The sequence below is a fragment of the Clostridium sp. genome (assembly GCF_026168755.1).
In the GTDB taxonomy this organism is placed as follows: domain Bacteria; phylum Bacillota; class Clostridia; order Clostridiales; family Clostridiaceae; genus Clostridium.
The window spans coordinates 1-26,738 of record NZ_JAPFDR010000038.1 but is presented as its reverse complement, the minus strand read 5'-3'; the positions used below and the strand labels follow the sequence as shown (position 1 = coordinate 26,738).

Here is a 26,738-nt window from a genome sequence, read left to right as displayed (position 1 = left end):
TTTATTTTTGCCTCCGATACCGAAGGTCTTTTTGTCATATCCAATTTTTAAATTTTAGTTGATATTACAACGTTATTTTTTAATTATTATTAAAAATTAGCCATAGGCTATTTTTTCATACGAAACTTTACACTATCTTTTGTAATCGTTTATCATAATTAAAATATATCACATCTACTATATTTCTTTATAGTCGAATAACTTTAGATTTAGTGTATAAAATTCACTTTCCCCTTTTATATAAATAATTGGATTGACCCCGAAGTCACACCCAATATATGTTTGTGACTCCGGGGGCAATCCAATTTATGTAATACCTAATAATTCTTAAATTCTCTTAATGTGGCTGGAGATACTCCATAAAACTCCTTAAACTTTCTATAGAAATAGCTTGTCTCATAGTATCCAACTTCTTTTGCTATCTCATTTATCCTCTTATTTGTATTTAAGATAAGTTCCTTTGCTTTCATATTTTTAATCTTATTTAAATACTCTGAAAACGAACATCCAACTTCCTTTGTAAATATTTGTCCTAAATATGAACTATTTATATTATACTTTTGTGATAAGGTCTTTAAACTTACTTCTTCAAAATATCTTTCATCAATATAATTTACCACTTGTTGAACTATAGGTGTGTATTTAACTACATTTGTATTCATTATTTTTGATAATTCTAGTACTTTGTTCGCTATGATTTCTTTTATTGTATCAATAGTGCTTGCAGCATAAAGGCTAACTATAACACTACTTAAACTTTCATCTTTATAATTTTTATTTAATCTAAAATCTTCTGATATTTTATCCATCAATAATAGTATCTTTATTGCTAAATCATAAATATCTTCTGGTGTTAAATCCTTATTTTTGAATATATCCTCTATATATTCTAGAGTTTTATCTTCATTATTTTCAATTATTATTTTATTTAATGCTTCAATTTCTTTATTAAAGTTTCTATTCTTATTTGTTATTTTTACAATATCATTTTTATATAAACATGAATTATATCCTTTAGTTAGAATATGTTTTTTTATTATATTTGAATCAGCATAACTTTTTTTAATCTCCTTAATTGATTCAACTTTCTCCCCAACAGCAATAAATATTTTATCAAACTCATTAGAGAATTTTTTTAATATTGTATCATAATATTTCTTTATACTTTCATCCTTTACATCCTTATTCCAAGAATTAATTAATATAATATCTCCATTAAATTTATATATTATTTCATATTTACCACTAGTATTTGCAGCTATTAAATCTTGTACATCTATTTTCCTTCTAATATCCTTATTATTAAATAATATGTTGCTTACTGTATAATTCTTATTCTCAAATTCTAGTTCTACCATATCTTTTAAATAATATAATTCATCACTATCAAATTTACCATTTAATATATTCATAAGTATTCTATTTTTTTCCAACACCATATTTTCTTTTTCTTTTTCATACCTTATTTTTTTATTAATATCTATTAAAGCTGTTTCTAGTTCTTCCTCATTTATTGGCTTTAGAATGTAATTTTCTACACCATATTTCATAGCAGTTCTTGCATAAGAAAAATCGTCATATCCACTTAATACAATAAATTTAACACTAGTATTTATCTCTTTTATACTCTTTATAAGACCAAGCCCTGTAATAACTGGCATATTTATATCAGTTATTATAATACCTACAGGGTTTTCTTTGTATTTATCAAGAGCTTCTTTTCCATTTTCAGCTATATAGATAACTTCCATATCAAGCTTTTCCCAATCTATTATATTTAATATCCCTTGTAAAATTAATCTTTCATCATCAACCAACATTACTTTATACATTTGAATCAACCTCTCTCATTGGTATTATTACAATAATTTTTGTTCCTACCTTTACATTTTCTACAACTCTTATACCATATTCTTCTCCATATAAAATACCTATTCTTTCATTTGCATTAGTTATTCCTATTGATTTCCTAGCGGTCCCCCTTACACTTAATATCTCATTTAATTGCTTTATTTTCTCTCTATCTATCCCCTTTCCATTGTCTTCTATTTCAATTATTATTTTATTACCCTTTTCTTTTATATTAATACTTAGCTTATTATCGTTGTTCTCTAATTTAATTCCATGAACAAAATAATTTTCTATAAGTGGCTGAAGAGTAAATTTAATTATCTGCTTATCTAAAATTCCCTCTGGACAATTTATAGTGAATTCGAATTTCTCTTCATATCTAAATTTGAATATCTCTAAATATTTTTGGCAATAATTAATTTCATTTCTTATAGGTATTATGTCATTTTCCTTTAATTGATTTCTAAATAAAAATGCTAATATATATAACATTCTTCCAACTTCTCTATCTCCATTACATATAGCCTTCATTCTTATAGACTCCAAAGTATTATATAAGAAATGTGGATTTATCTGACTTTGAAGTGCCATTAGCTCAGCCTTTTTTTGATTTACTTCAGCTCTTTTCTCCTTTAACTCTGCTAGATAACTTATCTCTATATAGTCGTTCAATTGTTTACACATCTCATTAAAATGTTTAGAGATAATACTAATTTCATCCGATTCATTTCCTATTGGAATATCAACTTCAATATTCCCTTCTTTAACTTGATCCATAGCTATTAAAAGCATGTCCATTCTATCACTTAATTTTTTTATCTTTTTATAAAAAATAAATTCTGCAAATATGAATACGATTAAATCTATAAGTAATATTGAGATAATAAACGGCATTAATAATCTATTTGTTTTTTTTACTTTCCCAATAGTTATTAAGCCCGATGTATTTACTATTGAATTTATATTATATTTTTTCTCCACATTACTTTGATTTTTACCTATTATTACTTTATCATAAAATGGATAGTATTTACCATTATATTCCTTATTAGAATCATATATACAATATCCATCTTCCTGTAATATAATTACTTCGTATTTATTATCATATTTATTTAATATTCTTTTTATAAACTCTAAATTATATATAAATACTATTTTACCTTCAGATTTATATGTAATTGGATTATTTATTTCTCTTATATCATAAATATATCCACTAATTTTAGGATATAAATAACTACTTCCATTCTCTACCTCTTTATACTTTCTCTTATTAGCTCTATCAAAAGAACTTATTTCACTTCTCTTATAGCTTATAAATTCAATATTCTCTAAATTTTCATTGGAGTTAAAACATCCTTCAGTAAAATACTCTATTCCCTTATAAAAACTATTAGGACTAAGTGTATATTTATCTAATTTATTTTTCAAATACTGATCTTCACCTATTTTTAAGAAATCTATTATATCTGTAATTATGTCATTATCTCTATACATATTAGTTAAAGCAATATTAAATGCATTACTTGTGTTTGTTAACTCTTCATTTACATCATATATTACCTTGTCATTCATATATAATTCATTATCACTATTATTTTCTAAAACATTGACTATAAAGAAAATATCTAAAATTAAGATCATTAGAATTATTATAAGCGTATAAACTATTAATAATTTTCTGTACATTCGCTCCTTTGTATTTATCATACTCTCATCCTCACATTTTCCCTTTTATATTTATATAAACCTTTACACTTAAATTAAAACATATTTATTTAATTATATAAAGTTCTAAATATGTAAAAATTATATATTTAATGAATAAATTTTATATTTATAGTTGTAATTATTTATATCATCTATTATTTGTCTTATACTTATTTTAAGGAAAATTATTATAGAGGATGTGATTTTATATGGATACTTTTAACTTACAAAAAGTTTTAAATGCATTTAATTATATATTTTGGTTCTTTTGCTTAAATATATTTTTTTTGATCTTTAATTTACCACTTGTATTATTCTTTTTATTTATTGGACTAGAAGGTATATTTACGTATTTACCTCTATTTTTATTATCATTACTTCCACTTATGCCTTCACTCACTGTATTATTTTACTGTATGGGAAAACTAATTAGAGAGAAGGATTTAGATTTATTTCACGATATTTGTAAAGGTTTAAAACTTAATTTTAAACAATCCTTACTAATATGGTCTGGAGAATTAATTTTAATTTTAATCTTAGTATCAAATATTAGATTTTTTACATTGTATAAGTTTAATTTATTTTTCACTTGCATATTTATAGCTCTATCTATATTATTAGTGACAATTACACCTTATATCTTTGTACTTATAAGTAGATTTTCAATTAGAAGTTATGATTTAATAAAGAACTCTCTTATACTTGCAATAACAAGACCAATATTATCAATAACTAATATATTAATAATATTAGCTTGCTTTGCTTTATTTGAAATAACACCTGGTACAACAGTATTATTTGTTAGTAGTATTTTTTCATTTTTAATTGTATTTTGTAATAAACCACTATTAGAATCTATGGAAAAATAATTTTTTATTATAAAAAATCAAAAATAAGAGGTAATAGTTTATATAAAATCTATTATCTCTTATTTTCTTACTATTTCTTATTAATTTCTAAACTTCCTAAATTCCATAATAGACTTTGCAGATGCTAAATTTAAATTATAAGTGGCCTATACTTACCTTTTTTACCATCTGCAATTTGTGTAAAATTATACTTCATATTATCTCGCTCTAACCTTTATTTACAATATAAAAAGTTATATAGTGCTCCAATTAAATTAGCATCATTAGCAAATTTACATTTCTCAACTTTAATGTTCAATGTAGATTCTTCATTTTTCATTAGCTCTAAATATTGATTTACTCTATCAATAAAATCATTTCTTATTGATATTCCTCCACCAATCAATATTTTTTCTGGATCTAATATATATTGAATGTTATATATTCCCTTTGCTACTCCCTTGAACCATTCTGCAATCTCTTCTTTTACCTCATTATCTTCCTTTTCCATTTCAAAAACTAATTGTCCTGTTAATTCAGATACTGGAATTCCCTTTCTCTTTGCAACTCTTCTTACTAATGCTCCAGTAGATGCAACTCTACTCCATACATTTCCTAATCCATCTTCACCTTTATCGTCTGTGATCTGCATAAACCCAAACTCTCCCCCATGAAGATTTTTGCCTCTTAATATTCTTTTATTAATAACAACTGCCCCACCTATTCCTGTTCCTAAAACTATTGATACAAAATTATCTACATCTTTAGCAGTACCTATCCAACCTTCTGCTAATGCTGAACAATTTGCATCATTTTCCATTGAAACTTCTAATCCAGTAGCTTCTGATAAAATTTTTTTCATATTTACATTATGAATACATGGTACTGCGCTTATCCCCTCAATAAATCCTGTTTTAGGGTTAACCGCTCCTGGAAAACTACATGCTAAGCCTTTAATATTCTCATGATTACTATATTTTTCTATAATGTCTTTAATATCAAATATAAACTTATTTATATCTTCATTATCAGTTACTATATTCCCCCTTTCTAATACCTCTCCATCTTGATTTAGCAATCCATATTTTATAGCTGAACCACCAACATCCAATACAATGTATTTATCTGTTTTTTCATTTTGCATAATACTATTTAGATTCATATAACAACCTCTCTCCATAATGATGCTTAATTTAAAGAAAAAGGAGTTTATAGAATCTAATCCTACAAATTCCCCAATTTCATCTATTACTTTAATTTAACCTTCAGTGATAATATTTCAAATGGTTTAATTTCAAATGTAGCTTTATTTTCATATGACTCTATATTTCTTATATCATTTTCCATTAAGTTACATTCCTTTATACTTTCTATTTCTTTGAACATTTCTAATGTAACATTAGTTCTATTGTTATAACATTCATACATTCTAACTATTAAATCATCACTATCTTCAGCTTTCTTAATAACTTCAATAATTACATTTTCATTATCAACTCTTGCTAATGAAAGTTTATCATTTAATTGTCCCTTGTGAGCATCTTCTAATTTAGCATATAGTGGTACATTTAAGTTATATGCCATTTGTACTGTTCCTGCATCTTTGAAATCACCTTTATGTGGATATAATGAATATGTGAAATTATGCTCTTCTTGGTCTGTTGTTGGATTTGGTAAGATACCACTCTTTAAAAGTGTTAATCTCATTAATCCATCATGAATATCATATCCATACTTGCTATCATTCATCATAGAAACACCATAATTTCCTTCTGATAAATCTACCCACTTATGTCCACATACCTCAAACTTTGCTTCATCCCAGCTAGTATTTTTATGCGTTGGTCTCTTAACATTTCCATATTGAATTTCATAAGTAGCTTCATTTGAATTAATATCAAGTGGAAATGCAGCCTTAAGTAATACTTGAGATTGCTTCCAATCTATATAAGTATTAAAATCTATTCTTGGAATATCATTATAAACATGTACTTTTTGTATAAGTGTTGAATCTAAGAACTTTCTTGTTATTTGTAATGTACTTCTAACTGTTCCAGTCTCAATTACTTCTATACTTTGTACATCATTAACTGTCCACATTTTTTCATCATAATATATTTCTATATCCCAGTTGTCATAATCCATAGGCTTATCTTCAAACGCTTGTATAACATTTGCCATTTGTCCGCCTTTTAATACTTCTCTATTATTTCTCTTATCAAATATTGAAGTTATATGACCTTCTTCATCAAATTTTATATTGAAGAATTTATTTTCAGCAAAAGTATTATCTATAGAAACATATTCGTTATTATTTTTTGTTGATTCAATTACATTAAATATTTTATATCCATTTGCAGGAATATTCTTTGCAAAGAATATAGCTTTATTATTACCTATTAATTGACAAGGTATTTCTAGTGATTTTTTACTAATTAAAATTGCTGGATTCTTTATTCCTTCTGGAATTTCAAATTCAACTATATCATCTCTATCAAAACCTAAAGTATTAAATACTACTAATGATTTTTTATCTAAATTAATATTCTTAGCTATATAGTCAATACCTTCATTAAGCATTTCATTACCATATTTTAGTATAGACTTATATTCTTCATCAGTAACATCATAAGCTTCCTTAATTGCTGTTCCTGGTAATATATCATGGAATTGATTTAATAATATATTTTCCCAATTTCTATTTATATTTTCTTGTGGATAATTTTTACCTAACATCATTGCAAATGAATTTACTTTTTCTGCTGATTGATATAGATTTTCACTCTTTCTATTATCTCTCTTATTTCTTGCCATTGTAGTGTAAGTACCTCTATGATATTCAAGGTATAATTCACCTACCCATCTAGGTAATCTCTTATTTCCACTAACAGTCTTTTCTAGCTTTCTAAAATAGTCTAGAGAGTTTCCAAGCTTTACTTTAGGCATACCAGGAATCCCCTTAGCCATTCTTCTTCCTGTTTCTAGCATTTCATAGGTAACTCCACCGCCACCATCTCCATATCCATAAGCTACTAAAACATCATCATTTATATTTTTTTGTTGATATCTATCCCAAGCACCTTTTATAGACCCTGGATGTAGTACTCCATTATATGTTGTAAAATGACACTTTTTATCCTGGTTAGGATCTGTTGTTGTTATAAAATGTGTCAATATTTCTGTTCCATCTATTCCTCTCCACATAAATGTATCATAAGGCATTTTATTAAATTGATTCCATGCAATCTTAGTAGTCATGAAATAATTAACATTTGACTTTTTAAGTATTTGCGGAAGTGCTGCTGAATAACCAAATACATCTGGTAACCATAAAACTTCATTTTCTACATCAAATTCTTGCTTAAAAAATCTCTTACCATGAAGAATTTGTCTTACTAATGACTCTCCTGAGGTAACATTACAATCAGCCTCAAGCCACATCGCACCTTCTGGTTCCCATACACCTTCTTTAACCTTTTTCTTAATCTTTGCATAGATATCTGGATAATCTTCCTTAATAAATTTATATAATTGAGGTTGTGATGACATAAATATATATTCTGGATATTCATCCATTAATTTAAGAACTGTTGCAAAACTTCTTCCAACCTTTTCTCTAGTTTGTGCTACAGTCCACCACCAAGCTACATCTATATGCGTATGTCCAACACAAGTAGCTACTGATTCTTCATGTCCACATAATTTTTCATAGAATTCAACTTCTAAGAATTTATTAGCCTTTTTAATGCTATGATGGTATTCATTAGAAAATACCTTTCTTAAATCTAATAGATTAATAGCATCATTTAATACCATTACCATATCTATTCTTCTTTTATCATCCGAATCTAACTTTTCACAGCTCCATACCGGCACTTGTAAATTAAAATATAATTCTCTTGTTGGTAAATCTATAGTTATTAATCTTGATTTTAAGTTAAGCTTAGTATTATAAGTTCTTCCTGTATATGAATGAAGATCTATCTGATAAACATCACCTGCTTTTGCACTATGAGTTAAAATAACCTCTCTGTGATTAATATCTAGCCCTTGTATATGTTCACCATTAACATATAGAATAAATTGTGGATTTACAGCATCCCACCCTTCTTCTACAGCACATATATCTAAAGCTAAAACTTTTCCATCAAACTCTTTTGGAACCTCTACAGAAGTTCTAAACCAAAAATGCTTATGATCAATTCCACCCCACATTTCCCTATTTGAATCAAAATCTATCCATTCACTGCTATCTTTATTTACTGAATCTATACCTAAAAAATTACCTTCTTTGTATTTATATTGAGTGATATCTAGTTTATTTGTGTACACATTTTCTTTTAATTCTGATGCAACTTTTCTAACTCTCTCTAATAAATAACGCATGTCTATCATCCTTTACCCTTTAATTTTCAATATATGTAAATGATATCACTACATTTCTATACTTTATAGTTTACAATCTTTAGTTTTATTGTACTTTTTTCAGTTTTATACAAATTATCTATCAAAAAATCATAATAAATATAAATTTATAATTTCATTTAATAAATCTGGATAGTCAGTAAAAATTCCATTAACACCTGCTTCAATTAATTTTCTCATATAAATTGGACTATTAACTGTATAAATATTTACTTTAATATTATTTTCATTAGCTTCTTTTATAAGCTCTTCTGAAACTAATCTTAAATCAGGGTGTATTGCATTTGCTCCAAATTTTTTAGCATATTGTACTACATTTTCTATTTCTTTATAATATAGCAATCCAGTTTCAATTTCACTATCTATTTCTTTACAAATTCTTATAGATTCATGATTAAAGCTTGATAATATTATTTTCTTCTTCAACCCATATCTATTGACTAATTCAATTACATCCTTCTCTATCCCTTCATAATGTATCTCATCTGTCTTTAATTCTATGTTTAATACAATATTAATATCTCTTATAAGATCTAGCACTTCTTCTAAAGTAGGTATTCTACACTCTAAATTATCTTCAAAATTTTTATTTCTACATTTAAAGTTTCTTAACTCTTCTAATGTCATATCTTTAACTAGCCCTTTTCCTTTAAAAGTACGCTGAATATCCTCATCATGTATAACTACTAATTTATTATCTTTAGTTTTATGAACATCAATTTCAAGTCCATTTGCCCCTGATTTTATTCCTTCTTTTAAAGATAATATTGTATTTTCCGGAAAGTACTTACTAGCACCTCTATGAGCAAAATTTATCATAACATTCTCTCCTATTTATATTTGCTATATTATTTTTAATGTTTTTAATGCATTATATACCCCTCTTTTATTAATATCATCAGTTACTAAATTAGCCCTTTCCTTTAATTCCTTACACCCATTTCCCATTGCTACACCAAAATCAACCTCTTCAAACATTTCTAAATCATTAAACCCGTCCCCAAATGCAAAATACTTAACATTTTTATCCTTACTTATACTTCTAATATACCTAATTGCACTACCCTTACTACATTCTCCATTAAAGATATCATAACCATCATTAATATCTATTAACTTAACAAACTTAAATATTCCATACTTACTCATTAATTCATCAATATCTTTTTTATTAATATTTGCATTTAGCTGAAAAACTTCATACTCACATATATTTTTCACTATTTGATCTTCAATCTTATCTATTTTCATATTATATTTTTCTGAGAAATCTTTTATCCATTTGCTTTCTGTCTTTCCAATACTTTTATCTAATAAATGTAAACAATATGGAATATTATTTTCCTCAAAATATTTTACTATATTTTCAACCATCTTTTTATTCATGAACTTCTTGTAAATTATATTATTATTTACCGTTATTAAAGAACCATTAGCACTTACTATAGTATTAAACATCTTATAGAAGTTTTCCTGCTTAACCATAGCAAGAGATCTTCCCGTTGCTATGGCTACATCTATTCCATTATTTTTACACAAATTTATCGCTTTAATTGTATAGTCACATATTACATTTTTTTCTCTACAAACTAATGTATTATCCACATCGAAAAATATAGTTTTTTTCATGTTATTTCTCCCTCTATTGCTTGTAGCATATATTATTTACTTGATTTATTATATTTTTCTAATGCACTATTAATTGTTTTTGCCATATTTTCTACTGCTTCTTCAGATGTTATTTCATTATTTAATACTTTTTCTATATTTTCTTCTATTGATGCCCTAGCCTCTGGGAATACTCCTAAAACAGCTCCTGATTTATTATTGTCTTCTCTTAGTTGCTCTATTGCAGTCTTAAATTCTGGGTTTGCATCCAAGTATTCATTCATTTCTGATAATTCATAAGCTTCTGTTGAAACTGAGAAATAACCTGTTGCTTGAGCCCATTTTACTTGACTTTCTGCTGAAACCATAAATTTAATAAACTCAAAAGCTGCATCTTGCTTTCCTTCATCGCCTTTATCCATTATCCATAAAGATGCTCCTCCAACAGATACTCCCCCTTCATCTCCTTCTGAAACTGCTGGAAAATATGCTGTTCCTAATTCAAAGCTATCACCTATTTTACTCTTTAAATCTCCTAAATTAGCTGTTGAAGCAACTATCATAGCAACACTTCCTGATGAAAAAGCATCTAATGTATTTTGACCATCTCTACCGAAATTACCTACAACACCTGAATCAACAAGTCTTTTCCATCCTTCAACAATATTTAACGCTCCATTATTAGAATCAAATACAACCTCTGTTGCATCTCCACTTCTTCCATTACCTTCATTAGCATAATCTAATCCTTGCTTAATTAAGAATTGTTCAAAGAACCATCCATATATTTGCATAGCATATCCATATCTTGAAACTTGATTTCCATTTTTAATTGCTAATTTATTAGCTACTTCTATTATTTCATCAAAATTCGTTGGAATATCTTCATCTGTTAAACCTGATTCAGTAAATGCTGTTTTGTTATAAAATAAGATTGGTGTTGAACTATTAAATGGCATAGAATATAATTTATCATCTATAGTGTAATAATCTAATATATTCTTTTCTAAAGCTGATATATCATAATCATTTTTATCTACCATATCTTGCATTGGTATTGCATATTCACTATCTATCATCCATTTAGTTCCAATATCATATAGTTGCATAACATCAGGTCCTGAGTTACTTAATGCTGAACTTTTAAGCTTATTAATAGAATCATCATATGACCCTTGATACTCAGCTACTACTTTTATTTTATCCTGTGAATTATTAAACTCTTCAACTAATGAATTTATAGCTTCTCCTCCTTTTCCTCCCATAGAATGCCAAAATGTTATTTCAGTATTTTATCCTGTTTTATTACTTCCTACTGAATTATTTGAACATCCTACTAATGATGTAACCCCTAAAATTACTGTTAATGTCATTGCTAATAATCTTCTTTTCATTATAACTTCCTCACTTTTCTCTAATTTTTAATTACTATTTATCCTTTAACTGCTCCTGCAGTCATACCTTTTACTAATTGCTTTTGACCTAATATAAATATAAATACTGACGGTATTAAGATTAATATTGCTCCTGCTAAAACTACACCATAGTTGCTACCCTCTGAAAATTGAAGCATACTTATTCCTATTTGAACTGTTCTATTATTTCCATTATTTATTGTTAATAATGGCCATAAATATTGATTCCAAGTATTAATGAATACATATATAGATAAAGATGCTATTGCTGGCTTTGATATTGGTATTAAAATTCTAAATAAAAACTTTATATTTCCACAGCCATCAATTTTAGATGCTTCCTTTATTTCCTTTGGAATTGTCAAATAAAATTGTCTCATTAAAAAAATTCCCATAGCTGATGTTAAAAATGGTACTATAAGAACTTGTAAACTATCATTCCATCCCCATGAACTTACAGTTAAAAAATTTGATATAACTGTAGTTTCTGCTGGTATCATCATTGTTGATAATACCATTAAAAACAATAAGTTCTTTCCCTTAAAATCATAAAATGCAAATGCGTATGCTGCTAAACTTGCTGTTATAACTTGTCCTACTGTAACACATATTGAAACAATAAAACTATTAGTTATAAACTTTAAAAGAGGTACTGTATTTAATGCTGCTTTAAAATTATCTAAAGTTAATACACTTGGAATAATTTTATATGGATTTTGACTCATTTCACTTTGACTCATAAAGCTTAAGCTTAATGCATATAGAAGTGGAAAAACAATTAATAATCCAACAACTATACTTAATATAGTTAGTATAATTTTATTTCTTTTACGTTTACTCATTATTGGTAATGTACCCCTTTCTTTTCAAACTTAAATTGTAACAATGTAACTATCATCATTATTACAAATAATATAAGTGCTTGAGCACAAGCCATTTCAAATCTACCATTAAAGAATGCTTCTCTATAAATAGAATGAACAAGAACATTAGTTGAATCCCCTGGCCCCCCTTGTGTTAATAATTTTATTTGCCCGAAAGCTTGAAATGCATTTATTAAATTCATAAAAACAACTAGAAACATTTGTGGTGATACCATAGGTATTATTATATTTTTAACTTTAGTTAAATAACTTGCTCCATCTATTGATGCACTTTCTATAAGCTCATTTGGTATATTTCTTAATCCTGTTAATAAAAATATAAAATTTAATCCTATATTCAACCAAACAGTTACCACTGCAACTGATATTAATGCAAACTTAGAATCTGTTAACCATCCAATTTGTATTCCTAATACATGATTAAGTATTCCATTTGTAGGATGAAATATCATTGTCCATATTACTGCTGCTGGGGCAGATGCTATAGCCATTGGTAATGAAAACATAAGCTCAAAAATTCTATTTCCTCTTAACTTATTATTAGCTAATAATGCTAGCAAAAACCCAATAATCACAGATGGTGCTGCTACTATTAACACAAATTTAAAAGTTACAACTATGGAATTATAAAATTCAGGTGAAGTTAAAATTTCCTTGAAATTCTCTAATCCAATAAACTCCTTAATTTCTCCTCTTATATTAGTAGTAGACATACTCATTACTATTGTTTTTACAAATGGATAAAATACAAATAGTAAAAATATACTGAATGCAGGTATTAAATAAAAATAAGGTTCTAATTTCCTTTTTAATTCACTTTTACTTTTCAATGATATTTTTTTGCTTATATCATTACTTTTCACAGCTTTTAATTCTAGATATTGTTCTGTCATATTAATCCTCCCTCAAATCATCCTTCTTAATTTAGGATACTTTTCTAACATTAAGAAGGTATTACAAAGGAGTTAACTTATTTTAACAACTTACTTATTTTTGTTAAAATAAGTTAACTTGTATTAATAAAATCCTTAAAATTTATAATCATTCTATTAAAAAAAGCTGCTCTTCCGAACAGCTTTAAAACCTATTTTTCTATTTATTCTACTTAATCATTTTCTTTGCACCATTATATGTTGCAATAAAATATCCACCATAAACTATAATTAATACTATAATTGTAAACAATATATAATATTGAATATTTCCACTTCCAAAAATTGCAACCAATTCACTAGCTACTTTTAATCCTATTATAGAGTGAACTATAGCCAATGATAATGGTACAATAAAATAAATTCCTATTTGAGTAAATAATGCCTTATTAATCATGTCATTATCTACACCAACTTTCTTTAACATTTCATACCTATAAACATTATCTGCAGATTCACTTAATTGTTGAAGTGCAAGAACTGCAGCTGATGTTATTAAAAATACTATTCCCATATAAATTGCTAAATAAGATATCATTGCTCCTACACCAACTGAATTATCAAGAAGCTCATTTTTAGTTAATCCATATACTTGAGCTTTATCTTCTCTATCTTGGGTTCTAAAGTTCTCATTTAAATATTTTTCCGCCTCTTTAATATCTCCTTTAAAATTAATATTTAAATTGCAAAATACAGGTTTAAGGCCACTCACTATTTCATCATTAACAACAATTGTACAAATATTACTTTTCATCATTGAATTATAAGTAGTAACATTTATAACTTTATAATTTGCTGGTATTAACTTTCTATTATTTATATCTACTACTACACCATTATTCATACTTTCTTGAATATCTTTAATTACTTCACTTATATCTCCAAAAGCATAATATTCATCTTCTCTTAAAACTATCTCTTCTTTATTCAACATTTTCATAAGTTCATTAAAGTCTGAAAGCTTAATTATACTAATTGGTCTATCTTGAGCTATTTGATATAAATTTTTATTTTTTTCTACTACTTCTTCATCAAAAAATTTTTTATAGGTAAAATCACTTTCATAATCTGTATATTGTGACTTTTCACCTATGATTTCATCTAATCTATAGTAATCTTCATTTATTGTATTTAATACATTATCAGTATCATAAGACCAAAAGCTAGCATCAAATTGAGTCAAATCTTTTACATCACTATTTATAGCCTTAGTTATTCCAAGGCCAGCTGAAAAAGTGCATATGGCTACAAATAACATCAAACATATAAAAGACATTGAAATAAATGTTGTATTTATCTTGCTATTTATTTGTCTTAACACAAACATATTTAAATTCTTTAGATATATCTTTTTATTACTTTGAAATACTTTAAGAAAAAATCCTGACAAAGAAAAGAAAAATAAAAATGTCCCTACTATACCTAATATAATTGCCCTACCTATTGTAATATCTATAACAGCTAGGCCATTTTTTAAAACCATATGATATAAAATAGCAATACTCACAACACTTATTAAAAATACTACTACTGATACCCAAATATTTTTAACCTTTAACTTTTCATTTTTCTTTGAAGCAGTTAATAAATCTATTAACTTTACATATCTAATATTTATAGAATTAAATATTAGAACTACTAAATAAATGATCCCGAAATTTTGTATAGTTTTTAAAAATGCCTTTTTAGAAAATACAAATTGAAATTTAGTTATATTAACTTCGAATAACTTAGATGTGAATATTGATATACCTTGTGATAATAATATTCCTAATATTAATCCTATACCTAAAGAAATTATTCCTACCAACATAGTTTCTATAAATATAATAGTTGAAAGCCTTCTATTATCCATTCCTAAAGTCATATAAATTCCAAATTCTTTTTTTCTTCTTTTAATAAGGTAATTATTTGCATATACTATTAAAAACCCTAATATGAATGAAATAAATACTGATGCTACTCCTATAATATCACTTGTTACCTCAAACATATTAGCCTTTACATCACTTAATTCCATCATTATGCTCTGTGACTGTATAGAGTTGAAAGTATAAAATATACAAACACCAAATACTAAAGTTAAAAAATAAATAGTATAATCTTTCAAACTCTTTTTTAAATTTCTTGTAGCTAATTTAAAATACATCCCTTTGGTCACCTCCAAGAAGAGTAACAACTTCAATTATCTTATTAAAAAACTCTTTTCTACTATCATTTCCTCTAATTAATTCATTAAAAACCTTACCATCTTTAATAAATAAAATCCTACTAGCATAACTTGCTGTAAAAGCATCATGAGTTACCATCATAATAGTTGCATTTAACTCTGTATTTAAATGTTCTAAACTTTCAAGAAGCATCTTTGCAGATTTTGAATCTAAAGCTCCAGTTGGTTCATCTGCTAAAACCAATGATGGTTTAGTTATTATTGCTCTTGCACAAGCTACCCTTTGCTTTTGCCCTCCAGATACCTCATAAGGATATTTATTTAATATTTATTTAATATTTCTATAATACCTAATTTATTGGCTATCTCTTTAACTCGCATTTCAATTTCCTTATGATTAACTCTTGAAATAGTTAAAGCTAGTGCTATATTTTCGTAACATGTTAATGTGTCTAAAAGATTAAAATCCTGAAATATGAATCCAAGCTCTTCTCTTCTAAACCTTGCTATTTTCTTAGAGTTTAGCTTTGTAATATCATTATTATTTATAAAAATATGTCCACTGCTAACTCTATCTATTGTTGATATACAGTTTAATAGTGTAGTTTTACCACTACCTGAAGCTCCCATTACTCCAATGAACTCCCCTTCTTCCACAGTAAAACTAATATTATTAATTGCTTTCGTTATATTACTTTTGTTGCCATAATATTTTTCTATATTATTTACTTTTAAAACTTCATTTCTCATATTAACCTCCAAAACCATTTTTTAACTTACATTTTTAATTTGTACTTTGTTATATTTCAATTTTATAATTACTACCATTTACTATCCATAGAACTATATAACATAAACCTTACATTTTTGTTATATATATTGTATAATAGATATTAAAGAATAATTATTATTTATAATGAGGTGACTTATATGAAAAAACTATTTAATTTATCATTCTTTTATTTGATTTTAGGACTAGCCTTAGGTGTATTTTTTAGAGAATTTACTAAGATTAATGATTTTACTGGTACTACAACATTAAGCGCTGCACATACCCATACTTTAGTATTAGGATTTATATTTTTCTTAGTTATAGTTGTTTTAGAAAATGTATTTACTATTTCAAATATTAAAAACTTTAATATTTGGCTTATAACTTATAATATTGGTTTATTATCTTTAATTTCTACTTTAGTAGCTCGTGGAATATTAGAAGTATTAAATAAAGACTTTGCAGGACTTCCTCATATGGCAGGAACTTCACATGTAATTTTAGGGCTATCACTTATTGGGTTCATGATAATATTAAAAAAATCAATATTTTCTAAATAAATAGTTACAAAAATACGCCATAACATTTTTATTTTTGTTACGGCGTATTTTATTATACTTACTATATATACTTAATATACTTATTTATTAAAACTTCAACATATCATTTATAGGAAATAATATAGAAATTTCCGTTCCTTCATTTTCTCTTGATCTAATACTTATTCCTAATCCTAATTTATCACAAAGCTTTTTACATAAGTATAATCCCATACCAGTAGATTTTCCAAACCTTCTACCATTTTCACCTGTATATCCTTTTTCAAAAGCTTTAATTACACACTTTTCATTCATTCCAATTCCATTATCGCATATTTTCAAAATCACATCTTTTCCTATATTTTCTCCATATATGCTTAAAACACTTTCTTTTTTATCCATATATTTAATACTATTACTTACAATTTGTCCTAAAATAAATTCAATCCATTTACTATCGCAATAAACTAATTTATCTACATTTTTAATATCAATTTTAACTTGCTTTTCTATTAAAATATTAGAATTTTTTCTAATCACAGAGTTAATAGTCTCTTTTAAGTTAACTTCTTTAATTAAATAATCTTTTTCTACTGCATTACTTCTGGCATAAAACAGAACTTGTTCTATATAATTCTCTACTTTTGATACTTCATCACCAATACTTTCAGTAACCTCATTTTCATTGTTTTCTATAAGTAATTTACAAGTTGCTATAGGAGTTTTTATCTCATGAACCCATAGTTCTATATACTCTTTATAATCTGTACTGTTTCTTACAGCTTCACTTATGTCATCTTTCATTGATTTTGTTGCTTGCTCTATAATTTCAAATAAAATTTCACCTTCTAAAAAATCACCTTCACTAGCAACATCAGCAATAAAATACTTTTTATCCAATTCATCTAATTTTTTTAATAAACGCTTAAAATACGTGCTTTTTCTTAAATAATCACAAATGAAAAAACATATACTAGCTAAAAAATTTAAAATACATATCAAAATAATTGCATAAGACGATACATTTAATCCAAACAATAAATAAGATGTTATAATTAGAACAATTATATTAATTATTATAAATATAATTTTCTCCTTAAAATATTCTACCATTCTCATATTAAAATATATCCTTGCCCCCTCTTAGTTTGAAGATAATCTACTGCACCTACTTCTTCTAACTTTTTTCTTAATCTATTTATATTAACAGTTAAAGTGTTATCATCCACAAACTCATCATTTTGCCACAATGATTTCATTAACTCATTCCTCGATACAATTTTTTCCTTATTTTTAATTAATGTATAAAGAATCCTACTTTCATTCTTAGTTAATTCCACTTTGTTATTATCAAATTTCATTTCACTAGTAGACATATTATATTTAAGTCCCTTAAATTCAAAAATCTCTAAATCCATATTTTGATAAGTTCTTCTAAGTAATGAAGAAATTCTTGCTAGTAAAATCTGAGTATTGTAAGGCTTAGTAACAAAATCATCAGCCCCTAAATTCATACTCATAAGCTCATCTACCTCACTATTTCTACTTGTAACTACTATTATTGGAATATTAGATTTCTTTCTTATTTCTCTACATATATAATAACCATCGTAATAAGGTAAATTAATATCCAACAAAATAATATGTGAATTTGATTCTAATGCAATTTCAACTATATTCTCAAAATCATTTGAATAGCTAGCTTCATATCCATATCTATTTAAAAGTTCACTTAATTCTATTCTTATTTTTTCTTCATCTTCTATAATAAAAATTTTATTATTCATTTTAATTAACCTCTCTTGCCTTACTTTAATTATATCCATAATTTTCATAAACACAATCGTAATTAAGATTTCATATTAGAAAAACAATTTTCTTAATCTTTTCTATAAAAAATAGTTAAGAGTTACTAAAGGCAACTCTTAACTATTTTATCTAAAAGATGATGGTGAAACTCCATAATATTTTTTAAATAATTTACTAAAATGATATGCATCATTGTATCCAACTCTTTTTGCTATAACTTTCACTGGCAATGTATTATCTTTTAATAATTCTTCTGCTTTTGCTAATCTTATTTTTATTAAATAATTTATTGGTGAATCTCCTATTTCTTCCTTAAATATCTTTGAAATATAAACAGGACTTAAATACATATTTTTAGATATCTTGTCCAAAGAAATATCATTCATATAGTTGCTGTTCATATAACTTATTATGGATTTAACTATGTTTTGCTTTTCATTAGATTCTAAAGAACAACTATATATATTCTCTTCTACTTTTTCTTCTTCATCTTCAAGCTCCCTACAAATTATTATTAACAATTTCATTACTAAAGATTTAAGAACTAATGGATAACCCATTCTCTTCATCTTTTCTTCCTTAATAATTTCATCACAGCATTTTAAAAATTCATTTTCATATTTTTTAAATCTCAATACAGGGCCTACCCCTTTGTTGTCTATATAATTTTCTCTTATTTCACTTAATTTAAAATTATTTATTCCTATATGTAATTGAGTATATTTCGATTTTTCATTTGGTGTTTCCATGTGATACAATCCTGGATTAGATAATAATAAATCTCCCTTATTAAGTATATACTCATTCCCATCAATATAATATTCAACCTTTCCAGATGTCACAATAGATAACTCTAAAAAATCATGACAATGATATTTAAAATCATATTCCCTTTTAGTAGCATCAACTACTCCTTGAAATGCAAATAATAACTCTGGATTATAATCTTCTGTACATAAACCATATTCAAACATAATTTTCTCCTTATACCATCTAACTACATATATTATAACTTTATATAATAATATACATCAATAGTTTAAGATATCACATTTCATTTTTACCAAACAAATAATAATCTATATAAGGAAATTATATTAATTGTTTATTTGGAGGTAGCTCAAATGGAAAGCTTGAAATGGATAATGGGGTATTTAAAAAAGCATATTGTAAAATATAGTATTTCTTTAATACTGGTGTTAATAACTTCACTACTGAGTATGATAAACCCATTCCTTGCCGGCGATATTGTAGACAAGGTATTAAACGGCAATGAAAAAAATATATTAATTCCAATTCTTATTACTATGCTTATTGTAGTTATAATAAAAGGATTAATAACCTATTTATATCAACTTATTTTCGAAAAGGTTTCTCAAGATATTCTTCTTAAAATTAGAGAAGATCTATATTCCAGGTTATTAAAATTAGATTTTTATTACTATAATAATACAAAAACTGGTGATATTATGGCTAGAATGACAGGTGATACTGATTCCCTTCGTCATTTTATAGCTTGGGTAGTTTATAATATTCTATCAAATTTTAGTGTATTTATATTTGCAATTATATCAATGGCATATGTTAATTTACCATTAACACTATTTATGCTCTCAATTTGCCCTATAATTGCTATACTTACTGTAAAAATGGGAATAAAAATTTCTCCAACTTTTTATAACATAAGAGAGGCTTATTCTAGATTAAATTCCGTTACCCAAGAGAATATTAGTGGTAATAGAGTTGTCAAAGCATTTAGCCGTGAAGACTATGAAATTAAAAAGTTTGATAATGAAAACCTAAATTATAAAAACAAGAACTTAGATACTACAAATATTATAGGAAAATATATGCCTATTCTTGAATTTTTATCAAGCTTTTTATCTATAATAATGATACTTGTTGGTGGAATATTAGTAATTAACAAATCTATGACACTAGGTGATTTAGTAGTGTTTAATGGTTTAATTTGGGCATTAAATAATCCTATGAGAATGGCAGGATATTTAATAAATGATACGGAAAGATTTATTGCTTCTTCTATTAAAATAAGAGAACTTTTAAATACGGAATCATCTATTAAAAATTCTGAATGTCCAATAAAACCTGAAAGAATCCGTGGTGATATATTATTTGATAATGTTTCTTTCAGTTATGATAATACTACTGCATTAAAGAATATTTCTTTTGAAGCTAAAAAGGGACAAACTATTGGAATTATAGGTCCCACTGGCGCTGGAAAATCTAGCTTAGTTAACTTAATCTGCAGATTCTATGATGCTACTGAAGGCGAAATTTATATAGATAATATTCCAATTAAAGATTTAAACATAAAACATCTTAGATCTTCTATTGGTATGGCAATGCAGGATATATTCTTGTTTTCAGATACAATTGAAGGAAACATTGCTTATGGCTGCCCTTCTGTGTCATTAGAACAAATCAAAGATATAGCTAAACTTTCAGAAGCCCATAATTTTATCTCTGAAATGCCTGAAGGCTATGACACCATCGTCGGTGAAAGAGGAGTCGGTTTATCTGGTGGACAAAGACAAAGAATTTCTTTAGCTAGGGCACTTATTACTAATCCTTCAATATTAATTTTAGATGACACAACATCTGCAGTTGATATGGAAACTGAATTTAAAATTCAACAAGAAGTTAATTTGAATAACCCAAATAGAACTAACTTTATAATAGCTCATAGAATATCTTCTGTTAAATCTGCTGATTTAATTTTAGTTCTTGAAAATGGACGAATTATTGAAAGTGGTACTCATGATTCATTAGTTAAAAATAAAGGTTATTATTATGAAGTTTATAAAACTCAATTTGGAGACTTTAATGTATCTAAGGAGGCGATTTAAATGGCTAGAAATAAATATGATGTAGATGAAGAATTACAAGAGGGGTTTAACCTTTCTCATCTGAAAAGACTTATAAGATATATGAAACCCTATAAAAATAAAGTTATACTTTCTGTGACTTTAATGCTAATTTCAAGCTTTGTTTCTTTACTTGGTCCATATTTAATAAAAATTGCATTAGATGATATTATTCCATCAGGAAACTTAGTAAATTTAGTAATATTATCAGTTATTTATGCACTATCCCTTATATTAGTTAGTGCATTTATGAAACAGCGTATAATAACAATGGGTAAAGTTGGTCAAGATATTTTAGTTGATATGAGAAAGGATTTATTCGTTAATCTTCAAACATTACCATTTAGCTATTACGATAGTAGACCACATGGAAAAATATTAGTTAGAGTTGTAAACTATATAAATTCCCTAAGTGATTTATTATCTAATGGTTTTGTTAATTTAATAGCTGATACTGTTACTTTAATAATTACCGTAATCTTTATGTTTGTATTAGATTATAGGTTAGCCTTAGTTAGCTTACTAGGTTTACCTTTACTTATGACAGTTATAATGTCTATAAAAAAGGCTCAAAGAAGAGCACATCAAAAACTTAGTTCAAAACAATCAAATATGAATGCATATGTTCATGAAAGTATAAATGGAATAAAAGTAACTCAATCATTTTCTAGAGAAGAAGAAAATATGCATATTTATAAAGATGTTTGTAAGCAATATAGTGATGCCTGGATGGACTCTGTTAAATTAAACTTTTTAGTATGGCCATCTATTGATATTATTTCTGTTGCATCTGTTGCCCTAATTTACCTTTTTGGTATTTTAATATTTGATTCTTCTATTAAGGTAGGTGTATTGGTTGCATTTATAGGATATGTATGGAGATTTTGGGCCCCTATAACTAATATAGGTAACTTTTATAATACTATAATCAATGCTATGGCATATCTTGAAAGAATATTTGAAACAATGGATGAAAAACCTTTAATCCATGATAAAGAAAGTGCTACTACACTTCCCCCTATAGAAGGTCACGTAGAGTTTAAGGATGTAACATTTATGTATGAGGAAGATAATCCTATATTAAAAAATATAAATATTAATATACAAAGTGGTGAATCAATAGCCTTAGTTGGTCCTACTGGTGCTGGTAAAAGTACTATTGTAAGTTTAATAAGTAGATTCTATGACATAAATGAAGGACAAATTTTAATTGATGGTGTTGATATCCGTGACGTAACTCTAAAATCACTTAGAGAACAAATGGGAATAATGCTTCAAGATTCATTTATATTCTCTGGAACAATAATGAATAACATACGTTATGGTAATCTTAAGGCTACTGATGAAGAAGTAATTGCTGCTGCTAAAGTTGTTAGAGCTCATGATTTTATAATGGAATTTGAAAATGGCTATTATACAGAAGTAAATGAAAGGGGTAGTCGTCTCTCTGTTGGCCAAAGACAACTTATATCATTTGCCAGAGCATTACTTGCTGATCCTAAAATACTAATTTTAGATGAAGCTACTTCTAGTATAGATACCCAAACTGAACTTCTTCTTCAAAAAGGACTAGATGAACTTCTTAAAGGAAGAACTTCATTTATAATTGCACATAGGTTATCAACTATTAAGAATTCATCTAGAATTATGTATATAGATAATGGTAGTATTGTTGAATGTGGAACTCATGATGAATTAATGTCATTAAAAGGACACTACTATAACCTTTATCAATCACAATACGCCCTACTAAACGCAGTATAACTAAATTGTTCGTTATAGCTTTAATACCGTGATGCCGAAAATTAATGATATTATCTCCAGGAATTGTGCAATTTACGTTAAGAATTTATATTGTTTTTTCCAGAAAAAGAGCTGAAGCTTCGAAAGTCATTTCATTCCCTCAGCTTCTTAACGCTCTTTTTCTTCCAAAAACAATTAAATTCTAAAACTTAATTACAATATTTCCTTCAATAATATCATTAATTTTTCTTTATCACTGGCTTTAAAGCTAAAAGATACAATTTCCTACGCAATCACCTTAAAAGTTAACGACTTCTGCTATATTTTATCTTATGAATTACTAATCTTTAAATAAACTAATAATATTAATATACAAGTTAGCTATCATACCAGAAAAATTTATAGCAGAAAACATTAACTATAAGGGTCGTATTATAATCAAACACATGGAAAAAGAAAAAATGAAATATTAATTTGGAGGGAGCATTGAAATTAAGCCGTGGAATTTAATCTTTGTGGAATTGAACTTGTGTAAAGAAGTTGTATTGAAGCGTAAGCGACTTTTACAACTTTAGCAAGTTCAATGGAACAAAGATATAAATTCTAGGCGAAAATTTCACAGTTCCCGGAAAATAAATATTTCATTTTTTCGCTGCTATGTCGTGATTAATTAAATTTTTGTTACATTTATTATTTTTTTCTTAATTATTTTATGTTATCGTTTTCTTTTCTTGGAATATTAATTTAATAGTTGTATAATATTTTATGATTTAATAGTAGTTTTATTTTTTAACAAATATTTAACAAAGAAATAAACATTAACAGGGGGATTTTTTATGAAACTTTCTTTTAAGGAGCAATCTACTCGCTCATTTTTGAAATTTTTATTAGCTCCATTAATTATTAACTTTATAATTGAACTTTGTAGTAGAAGAAGTCTAGGTGATACTTTTAGCTATATATTCGGATCTCCACTAGTATTTTTATATAATTGCTTAATTATATTATCTACACTATCTATTGTATTACTATTTAAAAGAAGGACTTTTTTCTTCACTTTAATAAGTGCTATATGGATAGGATTTGGTATAACTAATGGAATCATACTAAGTAATAGGGTAACCCCTTTTACAGCTACTGATTTAACACTTGCTGATTTAGGTTTAGGGATAATATCTAAATATTTATCTCCAACTGTTACTAACCTTATAGCAGGCTTTTTAATTGCTGTAGTTCTTGGAATTGTATTCCTATTCTTTAAAGGTCCTAAATATAAAGGAAAACTTAATTATAAGAAAAATATATTAATTGTTTCATCTGTATGGGCTTTTCTTTTCCTTTCAACAAAAGTTGCTTTAGGATTCAATGTAATCACTTCTTACTTTGGAAATATTGCATTTGCCTATGAAGATTATGGTTTTCCTTATTGCTTCTCTAATACCTTATTAAATACTGGTATTGATAAGCCAAAAGATTATTCTGAGGAAAAAATTGCTTCCATTTCTGATTTAATTGCATCAAATAATACAAGCAATGAACTTGGCAGCAATGATATTTTACTAGCTAGTACAGAAGGTGGATTAAATCATAAAACTAACACAGATAAGCCAAATATAGTAATGGTTCAATTAGAATCATTTTTTGATCCAACATTAGTTAAGTATTTACAATTTTCTGAAGACCCAGTACCTAACTTTAGAAGTCTTATGGAAAACTATTCGTCTGGATATTTAACAGTTCCATCTGTTGGTGCTGGTACTGCAAATACAGAATTCGAAGTACTAAGTGGTATGAGTTTACAATTCTTCGGTCCTGGAGAGTACCCTTATAAGACTATTCTTCAAGAAAGTACTGCTGAAAGTGTAAGCTATGATTTAAAAGAATTAGGTTATTCAACTCATGCTATTCATAATAATAAAGGAACTTTCTACGGTAGAAATTTTGTATTTTCACAACTAGGATTTGATACATTCACATCTTTAGAATATATGAATGTTGAAGAATATACTCCAAAGGATTGGGCAAAAGATTTTTATCTTACAGATGAAATACTTAAATCTTTAAATTCTACTGAAGGATCAGATTTTGTATATACTATTTCTGTACAAGCCCATGGTGATTATCCAAAAGAAAAAATATTAGAAAATCCTAAAATTCAAGTTAGTGGATTACCTGATGAAGAAACTACTAATGCTTTCACTTATTATATAAATCAATTACATGAAGTGGATCAATTTGTGGGGCAATTAGTAGAAGCACTTTCTAATAGAGATGAAGAAACTGTTTTAGTTTTATTTGGCGATCACTTACCAACATTAGGATTTAGTGATGAAGATTTAGTTAATAATTCAATATTCCAAACTGAATATGTTGTTTGGAGCAATTTCGATATGCCTAAAAATGATCAAGATTTAACTGCATATCAATTAACATCATCTGTATTAAATAGCTTAGATATAGATAATGGTGTTTTAACAAAATTCCATAATCAATTTAAAAACACACCTAACTATTTAGATGATTTAAAATTATTACAATATGATATGTTATATGGAGAACAATATATCTATGGTGGCATTAATCCATTTATAGCAACTGACTTAAAAATGGGAACTTACGATATTTCTATAACAGATATTTATGAAGAAACTACTACTACTGAAGAAGTTGAAGTTCTAGAAAGTATTGAACCTTCTGAAGATTCTGAGGCTATTGAAGAAATAGATGAATTAGAAGGCAAAAATAATCTTGTTGTAAAAGGTGAGAACTTTAATGAATTCAGTAAAGTATATATAAATGGCAAATATAATAAAACTGTATTTATAGATTCTAATACACTTATGGTTAATGATATTACTTTAGAGCCTAACTCTTCAATAGTAGTCACTCAACGTACTACTGGTGGTGGAAAATTAAGTTCTACAAATGAGTTTATTTACCCAATTGTAGATGAACAATAATTTATAGCTATAAAAAATAGATAGGAGTTTTATATCCTATCTATTTTTTAATGTGTGCCCAGCATGGGCAACAACTTGACGGTGAAAGTCCGTTGTGGGCTTGGTAGTGGGAACCACTAGCCAAGGACAAGGGTGTCCATCGTGAGGTGGAATCTGAAGGAAGTCGGAGGCAAAGTCTCGGTCT

General features: G+C 26.6%; 18 protein-coding genes and 1 pseudogene. 5 read left to right on the top strand and 14 right to left on the bottom strand.

Annotation, left to right across the window (positions count from 1 at the left end):
- Nucleotides 1-317 precede the first annotated feature (317 nt).
- Complete coding sequence (locus tag Q0Y03_RS12090; protein WP_297714065.1) at nucleotides 318-1,832, bottom strand: response regulator transcription factor; 1,515 nt, start codon at nucleotides 1,830-1,832, stop codon at nucleotides 318-320.
- Nucleotides 1,825-3,564 carry a histidine kinase gene (locus tag Q0Y03_RS12085; protein WP_297714064.1) on the bottom strand — a complete coding sequence of 580 codons (1,740 nt, stop codon included), beginning with the start codon at nucleotides 3,562-3,564 and terminating at the stop codon, nucleotides 1,825-1,827. The genes Q0Y03_RS12090 and Q0Y03_RS12085 overlap by 8 nt, the downstream gene beginning before the upstream one ends.
- 209 nt (nucleotides 3,565-3,773) lie before the next feature.
- Here Q0Y03_RS12085 and Q0Y03_RS12080 point away from each other — a divergent pair, with 209 nt between their 5' ends.
- Nucleotides 3,774-4,433, top strand: a complete 660-nt coding sequence (locus Q0Y03_RS12080; RefSeq protein ID WP_297714063.1) for a DUF624 domain-containing protein — start codon at nucleotides 3,774-3,776, stop codon at nucleotides 4,431-4,433.
- A 214-nt stretch (nucleotides 4,434-4,647) separates the two neighbouring features.
- Here Q0Y03_RS12080 and Q0Y03_RS12075 read toward each other — a convergent pair whose 3' ends face one another.
- The 9 genes and pseudogenes from Q0Y03_RS12075 to Q0Y03_RS12035 all read right to left on the bottom strand — a co-directional run bounded on the left by Q0Y03_RS12075 (nucleotide 4,648) and on the right by Q0Y03_RS12035 (nucleotide 16,596).
- Nucleotides 4,648-5,574 carry an ROK family protein gene (locus tag Q0Y03_RS12075; protein ID WP_297714062.1) on the bottom strand — a complete coding sequence of 309 codons (927 nt, stop codon included), beginning with the start codon at nucleotides 5,572-5,574 and terminating at the stop codon, nucleotides 4,648-4,650.
- An 86-nt stretch (nucleotides 5,575-5,660) separates the two neighbouring features.
- Complete coding sequence (locus tag Q0Y03_RS12070) at nucleotides 5,661-8,798, bottom strand: alpha-mannosidase (RefSeq protein ID WP_297714066.1); 3,138 nt, start codon at nucleotides 8,796-8,798, stop codon at nucleotides 5,661-5,663.
- Nucleotides 8,799-8,927: 129 nt separating this feature from the next.
- Nucleotides 8,928-9,656, bottom strand: a complete 729-nt coding sequence (locus Q0Y03_RS12065; RefSeq protein ID WP_297714061.1) for a glycerophosphodiester phosphodiesterase — start codon at nucleotides 9,654-9,656, stop codon at nucleotides 8,928-8,930.
- Nucleotides 9,657-9,680: 24 nt separating this feature from the next.
- The gene (locus Q0Y03_RS12060; RefSeq protein ID WP_297714060.1) at nucleotides 9,681-10,466 is read right to left on the bottom strand and encodes an HAD family hydrolase; all 786 of its coding nucleotides are present in this window, start codon (nucleotides 10,464-10,466) and stop codon (nucleotides 9,681-9,683) included.
- Nucleotides 10,467-10,498: 32 nt separating this feature from the next.
- On the bottom strand, nucleotides 10,499-11,710 hold the full coding sequence (locus tag Q0Y03_RS12055) for an ABC transporter substrate-binding protein (RefSeq protein ID WP_363318745.1): 1,212 nt from the start codon (nucleotides 11,708-11,710) through the stop codon (nucleotides 10,499-10,501).
- 167 nt (nucleotides 11,711-11,877) lie between these two features.
- Nucleotides 11,878-12,702, bottom strand: coding sequence for a carbohydrate ABC transporter permease (locus Q0Y03_RS12050; RefSeq protein WP_294140739.1), 825 nt, complete (start codon nucleotides 12,700-12,702; stop codon nucleotides 11,878-11,880).
- The gene (locus Q0Y03_RS12045; RefSeq protein ID WP_297714059.1) at nucleotides 12,702-13,637 is read right to left on the bottom strand and encodes a sugar ABC transporter permease; all 936 of its coding nucleotides are present in this window, start codon (nucleotides 13,635-13,637) and stop codon (nucleotides 12,702-12,704) included. Before Q0Y03_RS12045 ends, Q0Y03_RS12050 begins: the two co-directional genes overlap by 1 nt.
- 208 nt (nucleotides 13,638-13,845) lie before the next feature.
- Complete coding sequence (locus tag Q0Y03_RS12040) at nucleotides 13,846-15,825, bottom strand: FtsX-like permease family protein (protein ID WP_297714058.1); 1,980 nt, start codon at nucleotides 15,823-15,825, stop codon at nucleotides 13,846-13,848.
- Nucleotides 15,815-16,596, bottom strand: a pseudogene (locus tag Q0Y03_RS12035) (ABC transporter ATP-binding protein). Before Q0Y03_RS12035 ends, Q0Y03_RS12040 begins: the two are co-directional and overlap by 11 nt.
- Nucleotides 16,597-16,776: 180 nt before the next feature.
- Here Q0Y03_RS12035 and Q0Y03_RS12030 point away from each other — a divergent pair.
- Nucleotides 16,777-17,178 carry a DUF2871 domain-containing protein gene (locus tag Q0Y03_RS12030; RefSeq protein WP_297714057.1) on the top strand — a complete coding sequence of 134 codons (402 nt, stop codon included), beginning with the start codon at nucleotides 16,777-16,779 and terminating at the stop codon, nucleotides 17,176-17,178.
- An 87-nt stretch (nucleotides 17,179-17,265) separates the two neighbouring features.
- On the opposite strand, the gene Q0Y03_RS12025 is transcribed toward Q0Y03_RS12030, so the two are convergent.
- The 3 genes from Q0Y03_RS12025 to Q0Y03_RS12015 form a co-directional block, all read right to left on the bottom strand.
- Nucleotides 17,266-18,276, bottom strand: coding sequence for a sensor histidine kinase (locus Q0Y03_RS12025; protein ID WP_297714056.1), 1,011 nt, complete (start codon nucleotides 18,274-18,276; stop codon nucleotides 17,266-17,268).
- Nucleotides 18,273-18,944, bottom strand: coding sequence for a response regulator transcription factor (locus tag Q0Y03_RS12020; RefSeq protein WP_297714055.1), 672 nt, complete (start codon nucleotides 18,942-18,944; stop codon nucleotides 18,273-18,275). The genes Q0Y03_RS12025 and Q0Y03_RS12020 overlap by 4 nt, the downstream gene beginning before the upstream one ends.
- Before the next feature lie 147 nt (nucleotides 18,945-19,091).
- On the bottom strand, nucleotides 19,092-19,940 hold the full coding sequence (locus Q0Y03_RS12015; RefSeq protein ID WP_297714054.1) for an AraC family transcriptional regulator: 849 nt from the start codon (nucleotides 19,938-19,940) through the stop codon (nucleotides 19,092-19,094).
- A gap of 150 nt (nucleotides 19,941-20,090) precedes the next feature.
- Between Q0Y03_RS12015 and Q0Y03_RS12010 the strand changes: the two genes are divergently transcribed.
- From Q0Y03_RS12010 to Q0Y03_RS12000, 3 genes are all read left to right on the top strand, one after another.
- Nucleotides 20,091-21,833, top strand: a complete 1,743-nt coding sequence (locus Q0Y03_RS12010) for an ABC transporter ATP-binding protein (protein ID WP_297714053.1) — start codon at nucleotides 20,091-20,093, stop codon at nucleotides 21,831-21,833.
- Entirely contained in the window at nucleotides 21,834-23,615 is a 1,782-nt protein-coding gene (locus tag Q0Y03_RS12005) for an ABC transporter ATP-binding protein (RefSeq protein WP_297714052.1), read from the top strand. It abuts the gene before it with no gap.
- Nucleotides 23,616-24,430: 815 nt separating this feature from the next.
- Nucleotides 24,431-26,554, top strand: a complete 2,124-nt coding sequence (locus Q0Y03_RS12000) for a sulfatase-like hydrolase/transferase (protein ID WP_297714051.1) — start codon at nucleotides 24,431-24,433, stop codon at nucleotides 26,552-26,554.
- Nucleotides 26,555-26,738 lie beyond the last annotated feature (184 nt).